General features: G+C 64.9%; 12 protein-coding genes. 10 read left to right on the top strand and 2 right to left on the bottom strand.

Translation table 11 applies throughout. From position 1 onward, the window contains the following. Nucleotides 1–22: 22 nt before the first annotated feature. From RT460_RS08070 to RT460_RS08050, 5 genes are all read left to right on the top strand, one after another. Entirely contained in the window at nt 23–2,722 is a 2,700-nt protein-coding gene (locus RT460_RS08070) for a M66 family metalloprotease (protein WP_313318282.1), read from the top strand. Nucleotides 2,723–2,766: 44 nt separating this feature from the next. Further along, nucleotides 2,767–3,303, top strand: a complete 537-nt coding sequence (locus RT460_RS08065) for a type II secretion system protein N (protein WP_313318280.1) — start codon at nt 2,767–2,769, stop codon at nt 3,301–3,303. A gap of 67 nt (nt 3,304–3,370) precedes the next feature. Beyond that, on the top strand, nt 3,371–3,820 hold the full coding sequence (gene trxC / locus RT460_RS08060; protein ID WP_313318279.1) for a thioredoxin TrxC: 450 nt from the start codon (nt 3,371–3,373) through the stop codon (nt 3,818–3,820). A gap of 160 nt (nt 3,821–3,980) precedes the next feature. Further along, nucleotides 3,981–4,874, top strand: a complete 894-nt coding sequence (locus RT460_RS08055) for an AraC family transcriptional regulator (RefSeq protein ID WP_313318278.1) — start codon at nt 3,981–3,983, stop codon at nt 4,872–4,874. Between the two features lie 392 nt (nt 4,875–5,266). Next, nucleotides 5,267–6,553 (top strand): NAD(P)/FAD-dependent oxidoreductase, encoded by a 1,287-nt coding sequence (locus RT460_RS08050; RefSeq protein WP_313318277.1) that lies wholly within the window; start codon nt 5,267–5,269, stop codon nt 6,551–6,553. A gap of 75 nt (nt 6,554–6,628) precedes the next feature. Here the strand turns inward: RT460_RS08050 and groL are convergent, their stop codons facing one another. Beyond that, a complete protein-coding gene (groL, locus tag RT460_RS08045; protein ID WP_313318276.1) occupies nt 6,629–8,278 on the bottom strand; it encodes a chaperonin GroEL in 1,650 nt (549 codons plus the stop codon). Between the two features lie 84 nt (nt 8,279–8,362). Continuing rightward, a complete protein-coding gene (locus RT460_RS08040) occupies nt 8,363–8,650 on the bottom strand; it encodes a co-chaperone GroES (RefSeq protein ID WP_057626824.1) in 288 nt (95 codons plus the stop codon). Nucleotides 8,651–8,944: 294 nt separating this feature from the next. Here RT460_RS08040 and RT460_RS08035 point away from each other — a divergent pair, with 294 nt between their 5' ends. From RT460_RS08035 to RT460_RS08015, 5 genes are read left to right on the top strand one after another with little or no spacing between them, the layout of a single operon-like run. Beyond that, complete coding sequence (locus RT460_RS08035; protein WP_313318275.1) at nt 8,945–9,409, top strand: DUF2628 domain-containing protein; 465 nt, start codon at nt 8,945–8,947, stop codon at nt 9,407–9,409. A gap of 17 nt (nt 9,410–9,426) precedes the next feature. After that, nucleotides 9,427–9,921 (top strand): hypothetical protein, encoded by a 495-nt coding sequence (locus RT460_RS08030; RefSeq protein WP_313318274.1) that lies wholly within the window; start codon nt 9,427–9,429, stop codon nt 9,919–9,921. Further along, nucleotides 9,914–11,269 (top strand): M48 family metallopeptidase, encoded by a 1,356-nt coding sequence (locus RT460_RS08025; protein ID WP_313318273.1) that lies wholly within the window; start codon nt 9,914–9,916, stop codon nt 11,267–11,269. The genes RT460_RS08030 and RT460_RS08025 overlap by 8 nt, the downstream gene beginning before the upstream one ends. A gap of 25 nt (nt 11,270–11,294) precedes the next feature. Continuing rightward, on the top strand, nt 11,295–11,942 hold the full coding sequence (locus RT460_RS08020; protein ID WP_313318272.1) for a hypothetical protein: 648 nt from the start codon (nt 11,295–11,297) through the stop codon (nt 11,940–11,942). A gap of 26 nt (nt 11,943–11,968) precedes the next feature. Beyond that, nucleotides 11,969–12,511 carry a hypothetical protein gene (locus tag RT460_RS08015; protein WP_313318271.1) on the top strand — a complete coding sequence of 181 codons (543 nt, stop codon included), beginning with the start codon at nt 11,969–11,971 and terminating at the stop codon, nt 12,509–12,511. Nucleotides 12,512–12,518: the final 7 nt, after the last annotated feature.

Here is a 12,518-nt window from a genome sequence, read left to right as displayed (position 1 = left end):
CAAAAACCAAGGGGAGTAATTCTTGAAGAACGCACTCAACCCGCGCGTGCTCGTGCTTGCGCTATCCACCGCCCTGTTGGCCGCCTGTGGTGGCGGTGGTGGTGGCGACGCCGATACGGGCACCGGCGGCGGTACCGGCCCCACCACGCCGACGCCGTCCGATCCCTATCCCGAGCCCACCAGCGCCGCCTATGACGAAGTCGACCTCAAGGGTTTCTACGACGTCGACGCCACTGGCGCCACGCGCGCGGTACGTAATGACCTGGCAGGCACCCTGCCGGCGATGATCCAGTTCGGCCAGAGCCATACGGTCGACCCCAGCGGCAACGAAGCCAAGAACATGCCGCGCCTGACCACCGAGCGCGCTGCGCTGTTGCTGGTCACCCCGGACCCGTCGCTGAAGGACATCACGTCGGTCAAGGTCACCGTTTCCATCGATGGCACCGAAAAGGGCAGCCTGGACCTGCTGCATCCCAACGCGATGTACCGCTCGGACTATGCCAACACCGACGGTCGCCCCGATTACAACTATTCGCGCCGCGCCTGGTCGGTCGAGCTGCCCTGGGATTGGGTCAAGCCGGGCATGAGCCTGAGCATCACCGACAACGCCGCGCGCAACGGCACACTGGCTGCCGACAAGATCGACTTCGGCGCACCGGCCGAGCTGGTGGTCCACAACATCCGCCTGGGCATGCTGACCGATCCGCCGGCCGAGAGCGATGCGTTCTGGCTGTTGAAGAATCCCGAGCAGGGCGCGGCCGACTACTTCCAGACCATCCCGGCGGCACGCTTCACCGTGGCCTATTACGAGCCGATGAGGCTGGACAAGGTGATGGTCGCCAACGGCACCATCTATGACACCGCCAGTACCGGCGAAGGCGGTGTGTACTCCGGCGACATGCGCGAGAACACCGGCAAGTCCACGGTCAGCGTGGGCATCAACCTGGCCAACTTCGGTGCCACCGCATCCGGCATGGCCGGGCAGAACCAGCCACAGTGGTTCCAGAACGTCATTGCACACCACGCCGCCGGCATGTATAGCAACGGTCGCCAGACCCATGGCCTGAGCGGTGGCAACGGCATGCTGACGCTGTACTCGACCAGCGGCAACGAGTTCAGCCACGAGATCGGCCACCACTACGGCCTTGGCCATTACCCGGGCCAGAACGGCGACAACTATTTCCTGTCCGGCCACCACCATGACAGCGGCTGGGGCTACATCTCCTACCGCAAGCGCATGCGCGCCAACCTGCACTGGACCAGCGCCAAGACCGGCGGCCTGAACGGCATGCCGATCTATGACGATACCTATGCTTTCGCCGCCGACGCCATGGCCGGCGGTGGCTTCACCAGCGCGCTGTCGCGCTATACGCACTACACCGGCTACAGCACCAAGATCGCCATCCAGCCGCGCTTGAACAAGCCGGTGCCCAGCATGGAATCCTCCACCGGCTATCTGGGCTGGAACGAAGATACCCGCAAGATGGAACCGGTAACCGGCGCGGTACCCAACAACGCGCAGTTGTTCTTCAACTCGCCCACCGGCAACTACCTCAAGCCGCGCCTGGTCGGGGCGCCGGTGTTCACCGTGCTCGGTGGCTACGATCCGAGCACCGGCAAGGCCCTGTTGTATCCCGCCTTTCGGGGCAACTGGGGCAATGTGTTCGACCTGCCAACGCCGGTGGCCAACGCCACCGCCCGCCAGTGCTGGCTGGAAGTGGGCTTCAACGGTGGTAGCAGCAAGCGTATTGCCGTAGCCGGCACCGTGTTGCAGAGCGGCTCGGTCAACAAGCTGCACATCAACCTGGCCCAGGCCGACAAGCCGCAGCAAGCCAGCCTGCAATGCCAGGAGCCGGGCGCTGCCGTCAGCACCCTGGCAACGATGACCTTCCCGCAGAACCTGGAGCCGATGAAGGCGCCGGTGGTGGTGGGCAAGGAAGCCGGTTACAGCGCCCTGCGTGCCGTCGAGTTGCCGGAGCTGGACACGCGGCTGGTGGCTGCCGGTGGCAAGCCCTTGGTCAACCTGGGCTCGCGCGGCAACCTGCTGTACGCCAGCTGGGGCTCCGATGCGACGGGTCTGTCCAGCGAGGCCAGGAGCGTGCGCGATGCCTATATCGCCCAGGAGACCAAGGCCACCCGCCTCAACCGTTGGATGAACCGCTACCGCAGCGACCTGCAGGCCAGCAACAACACCGCCGCGGTGGACGCGTTGAAGAAGTTGCTCGATACCCTGGGGCTGCGGCAGACGCCGCTGTTGCCGGCTGGCCAGCAGATGCTGGTGACCGCCAACAAGCACTGCCTGAAGACCGAGGACGTCGATGGCAAACTGTCGGTCTTCATCGCCCAGGCCAGTGATTGCACCGGTGCCGACAACGAGAAGTGGATGCCTGATCTGCGCGGCGCGATCCACAGCCTGGCCAACCCCGCCATGTGCCTGACCGGCAACGGTGGCAACAATGGCGCAGTGACGCTGACCCGTTGCGATCGCACGCTCGATACCCAGGTATTCGACCTGAGCGCCTTGCCGAAGATCGTGCGTAACACCACCTGCCTTGACCTTTCCAGCGGTTACCTGACCAACGGACGCGGCAAGCTGATCACCTACAACTGCAGTGGTGGTGGCAACCAGCAGTGGACCGGCATTACCGCCAATGACAATGCGTTGATGGCGCTGCTCAGCCCCAACAACCTGGTCGTCATGCGCGGCTTGAACATCGAGTAAGTACGCTCGCCCGGGGCCTGGTGCCCCGGGCTTTGCCTGCAACCATGGACAAACGCCTCCTGTCGCCGCTACTGACCTGCTGGATCGGCCTGCTATTGGTCGATGGCGCCGCTGCATCCGACCGTTCCTCGCGACCGCCGTTGCTGGCCAACAGTGGCGCCACTGCGCCGCGCCTGCTTGGCACCGTGGTACATGCACAGGCCGAACGTTCGTTGGCCGTACTCAGCGTCGTCGGGCAATCCGCCCAGACCCTGCATGTCGGTGACGACGTGGGCGCAGGATTGCGACTGGAGGCCATTGCCAATGACTACGTGGTGGTCACGCGCGGTACGCAACGCTACGCGCTGCCCTTGTCGGGACAAGCGGGGACCGCCCGCACGCGCGCAGCGTCGGCTTCAGGCCCCACCGGCACGATCAAGGCCGCTGCCAACGAAACGCCCGCGCGGACTGCCTCACCACAGCTACGCGCCAATGACATCTCCGACGTACGCGCCGCCTGTGCCGACGCCTCGTTGATGCAGGCACTGCCCGCCGGCCAGAAGGCCGAGCTGGACGCATTGGGCGTGTGCACGCCGCACTGAGCACGCAGCGGGCTTCACCTGCAGCGCGGCATACTGAGCACTCGCTCGCCGCTGCCAGGGTTGTCCGATGAACACCACCGCCGATCTGCTGCAGATCGCCTGCCCACACTGCAATGCCATCAACCGCGTGCCCAGCGCGCGGCTGGCGCAGGCGCCGTCCTGCGGCCGTTGCCATCAGGCCTTGTTCACCGCCACCCCCATCGCCTTGAATGCCACCGCCTTCGATGCCCATGCCAACCGTTCGCAGCTACCGCTGCTGGTGGATTTCTGGGCAAGCTGGTGCGGCCCCTGCCGGCAGATGGCACCGGAGTTCGCCAAAGCAGCAGGCCAGTTGGAACCACGCCTGCGCCTGGGCAAGCTCGACACCGAGGCCGAGCCCGCCATCGCCACGCGCTACGGCATCCGCAGCATCCCAACCATGGTGATGATCCTCGGTGGCCGCGAAATCGCCCGCCAATCCGGCGCCATGCCGGCCAGCAGCATCGTGCAGTGGGCTGCGGCGCAGCTGCCTCGCTGAGGCGGATCGGTCATTGATACCTTCGTCGCACGCATCCTTCGCGGGTACAGCGACGCGTTGATGGTGGTCTGCCCGCGCGTACCCGTGCTGGTCCGGGCCCACACCATCGTTCATGTGTGACCGCCGACCACGGCCCGGTGTTGCGGCCTAGACTTCGCCCATGGCTTCGTTGGGCGAACTTCAGGACGCCATCGCACGTCATGCCGGTGAAGGCTTCACCCGCACCTGCATACCGCGCCTGGCATTGATGCGCAGGGACAGGATCATCAGCACGTCAGAGTCCGTGTATGCGGCGTGGCTGCTGGTGGTGGCCCAAGGGCGGGTGCGCCTGATGCTCGGCCCCGAGCCACTTGAACTGGATGCAGCGCGTTATGCGGTGACATCGGTTGATCTTCCACTGGGTGGCGACATCCGCGAAGCGAGCCCATCGCATCCCTACCTGGGTGCAGCGTTGGGCCTGCAGCCGGAATTGTTGGCCTCGGTGATGCACGATATGGGCGCGCAATTGCTCGATCGCCCGCCGTCCGCTGGCATGGCGGTTGGCAGCCTGGGCAGCACCCTGCTGGACCCGCTGACGCGGCTGGTGCAACTGCTGGACCATCCGCGCGACATCGCCATGCTCGCACCGATGATCGAACGCGAGATCCTTTACCACCTGCTGCTGGGCGAACAGGCCGGCATGCTGCGCCAACTGGCGTTGTCGGACAGCCGGTTGTCCAGGATCAACCGCGCCATCAACCATATCCGTCGCGAGTATGCCGCGCCGATGCGGGTGGAGTTGTTGGCGCGCAGGGCGGGCATGAGCCTGTCCTCGCTGCACAGGCACTTCAAGGCCGTCACCGGCATGAGCCCCTTGCAGTACCAGAAGCGGCTGCGGCTGCAGGAGGCACGCCGCCGCCTGAGCGCGCGCCAGGACAGCGCTGCCAGCATCGCCTATGCGGTGGGCTATGAAAGCGCCTCACAGTTCAGCCGCGACTACCGCAGGCTGTTCGGGGTACCACCATCGCGTGACGCAGTGGATTTTCGCGACAGGCTGCTGGGCATCGAGGCATGAACCTGGCGCAGACACTGCAACCAGGTCGCCGCCGCGGCTGACAGGAACAGGCAAGTTTCTGCCGAAATCCCACCTCCGCGCACGCTGGCGGGTACCTAAGATCACTCCACGCCATCGCATGTCGCGACTGCCCTCTCCCCCGTGATGCAGACCGCGGGCAACGATGCGACGTCGCCACTGCCGGGGCGGCAGGTCAGGCGGACAACCCGCCGTGCTGCGGCAACAGTGCAGCACGGCGGCTGTGGCTACACGGCAGCAGAGCAGTGGGAGCCACGTGCTGTTGAGGGAGGCGCGACCAACCACGTTGTCACCGCCCGGATCGAATACCGATGGAATAACCCCTGCCTGGCGCAGTGAATGCCACCAGGCCGCAAGCGTGCGAGCAAGTGCTGATGCAGAAGCAACAACGGATCGTGATCGTGGGCGGCGGCGTGGCGGGGATCGAGATCGCCACCGCGCTGGGCAGGCGCTGGCGGCGGTGGCCGGGGGACCCGCAGGTCATCCTGGTCGACAACGACACCGCGCACGTCTGGAAACCCATGCTGCACACCATCGCCGCTGGCACGCGGGATGTCTCGCAGCAGCAGACCACGTATCTGGCGCAGGCGCGCGACGCCGGCTTTCGCTATGAGCCGGGCGAACTGCGCGGGCTGGATCGCAGCGCACGCGAGATCGAACTGGCCGCCATCCACGCCGCCGATGGCCGCGTGCTGATGCCGGCAAGGCGCCTGGGCTATGACCGCCTGATACTGGCCGTCGGCAGCCAGACCAATGATTTCCGCACACCCGGCGTCGCCGCTCATTGTTTCAGGATCGACTCGCGACGGCTGGCCATCGCCTTCAATCAGGAAGTGCGCATCCGCATGCTGCAGAGCATGACGCGGCAAGCGCCGTTGTCGATTGCCATCATCGGCGGCGGCGCTACCGGCGTCGAGCTTGCCGCAGAGCTGGTGCAGCTGGCGCAGACTGCCGATGCCTACGGCATCGAAGGCCTGGCCACCCGGATGTCGATCACCCTGATCGAAGCCGGCCCACGGCTGTTGCCTGCTTTCCCGGAGGACATCTCCGCCGCCACCGGCGCGCGGCTGCACCGCCTGGACGTCAGGGTAATGCTGAATACCCGGGTCAAGGCGGCTACCGCTGACGGCCTGGTTCTGGACAACGGCACCCTGCCCGCTTCATTGAAGGTCTGGGCGGCCGGCGTGAAGGCCCCGAATCTGCTGGCCGATCTGGATGGGCTGGAGGTCAACGCCAATAACCAACTGCGGATCCTGGGCAATCTGCAGACCACACGCGACGCGTCCATCCATGCTGTCGGCGACTGCGCCTGCCTAGCGTTGGAAGGCAGGGTGCTCCCGCCCACCGCACAAGTGGCGCACCAGCAGGCCCGCCACCTGATCCGCACCTTGCCCAGTATTCTGGCCGGCAAGCGTGCGCCGGACTTCCGCTATCGCGACTTCGGCGCATTGGTCTCGCTGGGCGACTACGACGCCTTCGGCTCACTTGGCCAATTCGGCTTTTTCAAAGGCGGCACGATCCGTGGCCGCCTGGCACAGTTCAGCCACACCCTGCTGTACCGCAGCCACCAGGCACGCCTGCATGGCTTCTGGCGCGGCGGACTGCGTTGGTGGGTGGACCGCCTCAATGCACGGTTGCGCGCACCGATACGCCTGGATTGATCATCCCGGCAAAACAAAACCCCGCCTTTCGGCGGGGTTTTGTGTACTACAAGCAGCGGTGAGGCTGCGGCGGACTTAGAAGTCCATGCCGCCCATGCCACCCATGCCGCCCATGCCACCTGCGCCGCCCATTGCCGGCTCGTCCTTCTTCGGAGCTTCGGCAACCATGGCTTCGGTGGTGATCATCAGGCCAGCGATCGAAGCTGCGTTCTGCAGCGCCGAACGGGTCACCTTGGTCGGGTCCAGGATGCCGAATTCCAGCATGTCGCCGAACTCGCCCGAAGCGGCGTTGTAGCCGAAGCTGCCGGTGCCTTCCTTGACCTTGTTGACGATGACCGACGGCTCTTCACCGGCGTTGGCAACGATTTCGCGCAGCGGCGCTTCCATCGCGCGCAGGGCGATCTGGATGCCGTGGTTCTGGTCTTCGTTGTTGCCCTTCAGGCCAGCCAGTGCGGTGACAGCGCGCACCAGGGCGACGCCGCCGCCCGGGACCACGCCTTCTTCGACGGCTGCGCGGGTAGCGTGCAGGGCGTCGTCAACGCGATCCTTCTTTTCCTTCATTTCGATTTCGGTCGAGGCACCGACCTTGATCACGGCAACGCCGCCGGCCAGCTTGGCAACGCGTTCCTGCAGCTTCTCGCGATCGTAGTCCGAAGAGGTCTCTTCGATCTGGGTCTTGATCTGCTTGACGCGCGACTCGATGCCGGCTGCTTCGCCAGCGCCGTCGATGATGGTGGTGTTTTCCTTGGAAACCTGCACCTTCTTGGCGCGGCCCAGGTCCTTGATGGTGGCCTTTTCCAGCGACAGGCCAACTTCTTCGGAGATCACGGTGCCGCCGGTCAGCACGGCCATGTCTTCCAGCATCGCCTTGCGACGGTCGCCGAAGCCCGGCGCCTTGACGGCCACGACCTTGACGATGCCACGGATGGTGTTGACCACCAGGGTAGCCAGCGCTTCGCCTTCGATGTCTTCGGCGATGATCAGCAGCGGCTTGCCAGCCTTGGCGACGCCTTCCAGCACCGGCAGCAGGTCACGCACGTTGGAGATCTTCTTGTCGTGCAGCAGGATGAACGGGTCATCCAGGTCAGCGGTCTGCGACTGCTGGTTGTTGATGAAGTACGGGGACAGGTAGCCGCGGTCGAACTGCATGCCTTCGACGACGTCCAGCTCGTTTTCCAGGCCCGAGCCTTCTTCAACGGTGATCACGCCTTCCTTGCCGACCTTCTTCATCGCTTCGGCAATGATGTTGCCGATCGACTCGTCCGAGTTGGCCGAGATGGTGCCGACCTGGGCAATGGCCTTGTCGTCAGCGGTGGGCTTGGAGATGTTCTTCAGCTCGGCGACGGCGGCGATCACGGCCTTGTCGATACCGCGCTTGAGGTCCATCGGGTTCATACCGGCGGCAACAGCCTTGGCGCCTTCGCGGATCAGGGCCTGGGCCAGCACGGTGGCGGTGGTGGTGCCGTCGCCAGCGTCGTCATTGGTGCGCGAAGCAACTTCCTTCACCATCTGCGCGCCCATGTTCTCGAACTTGTCAGCCAGTTCGATTTCCTTGGCAACGGACACGCCGTCCTTGGTGATGGTCGGGGCGCCGAAGCTCTTCTCGAGCACGACGTTGCGGCCCTTCGGGCCCAGGGTTGCCTTGACGGCATTGGCGAGAACGTTGACGCCGCGCACCATGCGCGAACGGGCGTCTTCACCGAAACGAATATCCTTGGCAGCCATTGCGATTACCTCTGAGTAGAGCCGAGCCAAGCTCGGCTGCTTTTATCGGGAAAGGGGTATTACAGGAACAGGCAGCGCGGCGGCTCAGCCGATGACGGCAAGCACGTCGTCTTCGCGCAGCACCTTGTACTCGACGCCTTCGGCCTTGTAGGACGAACCGGCGTACTGGCCGTAAATGACCTTGTCGCCAACCTTCAGCGACGGGGCGCGCACCGAACCGTTGTCCAGCGGCTTGCCCGGGCCCACGGCCACGACTTCACCCTTGGTGGACTTTTCCTTGGCCGAATCCGGGATCAGGATGCCGCCGGCGGAGATTTCGTCGGCTTCGATCGGCTTGACCACAACGCGGTCGTGAAGCGGCTTGATGCTCATGAAAGACCTCTTAAGTAATTGATTGGCCTGAAATTCCGGCGACACCAGCGGTAAAACCAAGGGGATGCCGGCATCACGCGTAAAAAGACCCGTCGAACGGGCTTGTTCGGGAGGTTGGGGCCCGCGGGGGGGCTTTCAAGGGCCGCACCGCAAATTGATTGGCTGTCCCTTGCCGGCACGCAGATGGGCCGCCGTGCTGGCCGCGAAAGAAAAATGACGCAATTGGTCCCTGTCCGGTGATTCATCTGGCAAGGGGGCACTTCGCCCGCCTGCGCCGACCACCGAGGAATCGTCATGGACCAGAACCCTTACGCCGCCAGCTCCGCCCCGGCCATCCCCCAGACCAGCACCAATATCGACCAGCTGGATGTCTCCGACCGCTGGAAGCAGTACTTCAAGGGCATCCAGAAGTACGGCGGCCTGCAGCTGCCGCTGTTCAAGGCCCTGCCCAAGGGCCCGGAGCGCAAGGCCGCGTACCAGGAGATGAAGCCGCCCATCTCCAGCTTTGCCCTGGCCTTCGCCTTCGGCTTCTTCTACTACCTGGCCAAGGGCATGTGGAAGAAGGGCCTGGTACTGACCGCCATCGTGATCCCGATTGTCCTGGTAATCGTCACCGTGCTTTACATGATCGGCGGTGAAACCCTGGCCAATGGCGCGCGCTTCCTCGGCGGGCTGATCTTCGGTTTCATGGCGCCCCGCGATTTCTACGCCTCCAAGGTCAACGGCGACAACGGCTGGCTGCCGTCGCGCCCGTTCTGACCGGGGGATCGCGCACAGTGGACGCAATCGCCCTGGTTACAGAACCGCCGCCCGCCCCGCCGCGGCCCTATCCAACCCTCGTCAAGGCGGGGCTGTCAGTGGATCTGGCGCTGTGCGTGGTCATGGGCCTGCTGGCCCTGGCCGCGACCGTGCAACTGGCCAATGGCGCCGCCAGCACCTACCCGCCCGCACAGGCCTGGACCGAAGCGGCCATCCAGTACGGCATTGCCGGCTTCGGCGTTACCGGCAACCTCCTGCTGCTGCGCCGCCAGCGCAGCGGCTTCTGGTTCGCCTGTGTGGCCCTGGTGTTTGTCTGCGCCGGCATCGCGATGGCGTTCAAGGCACTACCGGTGGTCGTGGAGGGGCTGGAGGCCGAACGGAAGGTACCGCTGTTGTTCGGCTTCGTTGCCACCCTGGTGGGGCGTTGGCTGTTCAACCTCGGCTATGCCTTCGTACTGCGTGGCGCCTGGCGCTGCCTGACGGCAACGGACACGGAGGCCGCGCATGGATGACAGCAGCCTGCCGACACGCAGCATACCGACGGCGCTATGGGTTGGGCTGGGCCTGCCGATTACGCTTGCCCTGCTCGCCGCCTGGCAGTGGTACCGCGCCAGCCATTGGCTGCTGGTCGTGGCCCATGGCCACGATGCAGGCCTGTACCTGGGCCCGCTGGCCCAGCTCTCGCTGGCGCTGGCATTGCTGGCAACGGTCAGTTTCTGCATCGCCTGGGCCCTGATGCGCAATGCGGCACGGCGTGCGCTGCAATCACGCGATGCACTGGTCAGCGCCTTCGGGGCGGGCCGGCGCTGGCTGCCGGTCTTCATGGTGATGCAGACCCTGCTGATCTTCGCCACCTTGATTGGGCTGCTGGCATTCGAGGCAGGCCGGGCCATCGATCGCTCGTATATTTCCGATGGCGCGATGAAGCTGGTGGTGCTCGCCGGCCTGATCGCCCTGTGTTTGCTCTGGTATGCCGCGCGGATCATCTGGGACACCCTGCGAACCGCCCTGCGCCGTCCCGTGTCCGAACCCATCCTGGTCATGGGCCAGGCCCTGTCGGCGGCACAGGCACCGGCGCTGTGGGAGTTCGTGGGCGACGTCGCCCAACGTACCGGTGCACGCCTGCCTGACACGGTCGTGGTCGGCTTGAACGAGGGCTTCTTCGTCACCGAACACCCGGTGGCGCTGGTCAACGGCGAGCGGCTGCAGCAAGGGCGCGTGCTGTACCTGCCCTTGCCTTATATGAACTTCATGCAGCGCAGCGAAGTAGCGGCGGTGGTGGCACACGAACTGGGCCATTTCAGCGGCGAAGACACCGCCTATGGCCAACGCTTCGCACCGATCTATCAATCACTGGTCAGCAGCATCCTGGCGGTGACCAACGAACACGACGCCGACGACGATGGATGGCGGGCATGGGCATCGGCCCCAGCCACGCTGTTCGGGAAGTGGTTCCTGCACAGCTTCGATGAAGCCGTGCACCACTGGAGCCGCAAGCGCGAACTGGCCGCCGACGCCTTCAGTACCCAGGTAGCCGGCAACCTGCCGGCGGCAACGGCGTTGCTGCGCAGCGCGGTATTGCAGGGGCTCATCGAGGAAGTGCTGGCACACAACCGCAATGCGCCAGCGCAGCAACGCGAAGGCGTGTTGCCGATGGTCCGGCGACTGGTCAACGAGCGCGGCCTGCCTGATCCCCGCGAACACCTGGAGGACCAGCAGGCCCACCCCCTGGATACGCATCCCCCACTGCGCAGCCGCCTGCAGGCCCTGGGCATTTCGATCACGCCCGAGCTGATTGTCCGCGCCCGCGATACCCGCGCTTCCCGCCTGCTCGCCGAGCTTGGCCTGGAAGCGGCGTAACCCTCACGTCAACCACGAGAATCCCATGACTGATATTGCAAGCTCGCTGGAAAGGGAATTTGCCGATGTATCCCACAGTGAACGCGAAGCGGCGATCGCCGAACTGCGCAAGTGCGAGGCTGCAGGACGTGGCAGCGTCGACATCAAGCCGCACGCCATCATGCTGCCGGCATTGTTCATCCTGTGCGGCGGGATCTTCGTCTACGGCGCCTTTACCTCCGGCGCGATGTCGCGGCCAGGCGCCATCGGTGCTTTCGCATTGGGAGCGCTGATGGTGCTCGGTGGCCTGTGGGCGATGCTGGGTCCACGCAAGGCACGCTTTTCGTTGACCGAGCGCGGCATCGTGGTCAACGACGCCTTGTTGCCCTGGGTCTGCGTTGAAGACTATGGCGTGGTGGAGAACTCGTACAACGGCTTCAGCACCCACACCTCGGTGACGGTATTGCATGCACCGGGCTTCACCCCGCCGCCGTTGGGGCTGATGTACCTGTTTGGCGCGCATAGCCACAACCGCAAGACCGGCCAGTACGAGACCCGCCTGACCCTGCACGCCGGTGCCCGCGGCATGAACTGCGAAAAGCTGGCCAACCGCATCGGCGACTTTCTCGCCGCCTCCCACGCCCGCGACGAACTCTCGCGTATGCAGGCTACCGACCAAGTAACACGCAACTGACCCGGCACACGCCAAGGAAAACACCAATGAAAACCCTGTATCGCCTTGCCCCCGTCCTCCTGCTGCTCCTGCTGGCCGCTTGCAGCCAGCTCATCGGGCCGTCGGCCAGCGACTATCTGGAGCGCAATGTCAGCGTCTGGAACAGCCTGATCGCCCAGGTCAATCAATGGAGTGCCGGTGCCGACGCAGAGCGGCTGACCGAAGCAATGGTGGAACGCAAAGGCGTGGCCGACTTCAAGTTCAGCATGGGCAACGCGCGCCAGCAAGCCGTCGACATGCGCGACCAGATGAAGGCACTGAAAACGCCGGACGACGCCACCGAAGTTCACGCCAAACTGGTGGCGTCACTGGAAGTCGCGGTGCGCTGGTATGACGCGATGCTCAAGCTGACCGATCTGCCCGATGGCTTCAGCGACGAGCAGGCCGCCCCGCTTCTGGAAGCAATGGACGTGCAGGGCTCCCAGTTCGACACGCTCACCGATGCGCTGGACAAGCTGCAGGACGCCTATGCGGCCAAGCACGGCATCAACCTGCACCGCAACGAAGACCCGTCCATGCACGACAAGTAAGCGCACC

This window comes from Stenotrophomonas sp. (assembly GCF_032061965.1).
Classification (GTDB): domain Bacteria; phylum Pseudomonadota; class Gammaproteobacteria; order Xanthomonadales; family Xanthomonadaceae; genus Stenotrophomonas.
The sequence above is the reverse complement of the archived record's forward strand: the minus strand, read 5'-3'. Positions and strand labels throughout refer to the sequence as shown.

Bases quoted from the DNA above. Each gene is read 5' to 3' on its own strand.
- RT460_RS08020 (WP_313318272.1), top strand. From the start codon at position 11,295: ATGACTGATATTGCAAGCTCGCTGGAAAGGGAATTTGCCGATGTATCC.
- RT460_RS08065 (WP_313318280.1), top strand. From the start codon at position 2,767: ATGGACAAACGCCTCCTGTCGCCGCTACTGACCTGCTGGATCGGCCTG.
- RT460_RS08050 (WP_313318277.1), top strand. From the start codon at position 5,267: ATGCAGAAGCAACAACGGATCGTGATCGTGGGCGGCGGCGTGGCGGGG.
- RT460_RS08015 (WP_313318271.1), top strand. From the start codon at position 11,969: ATGAAAACCCTGTATCGCCTTGCCCCCGTCCTCCTGCTGCTCCTGCTG.
- trxC (WP_313318279.1), top strand. From the start codon at position 3,371: ATGAACACCACCGCCGATCTGCTGCAGATCGCCTGCCCACACTGCAAT.
- RT460_RS08025 (WP_313318273.1), top strand. From the start codon at position 9,914: ATGGATGACAGCAGCCTGCCGACACGCAGCATACCGACGGCGCTATGG.
- RT460_RS08035 (WP_313318275.1), top strand. From the start codon at position 8,945: ATGGACCAGAACCCTTACGCCGCCAGCTCCGCCCCGGCCATCCCCCAG.
- RT460_RS08040 (WP_057626824.1), bottom strand. From the start codon at position 8,650: ATGAGCATCAAGCCGCTTCACGACCGCGTTGTGGTCAAGCCGATCGAA.
- groL (WP_313318276.1), bottom strand. From the start codon at position 8,278: ATGGCTGCCAAGGATATTCGTTTCGGTGAAGACGCCCGTTCGCGCATG.
- RT460_RS08055 (WP_313318278.1), top strand. From the start codon at position 3,981: ATGGCTTCGTTGGGCGAACTTCAGGACGCCATCGCACGTCATGCCGGT.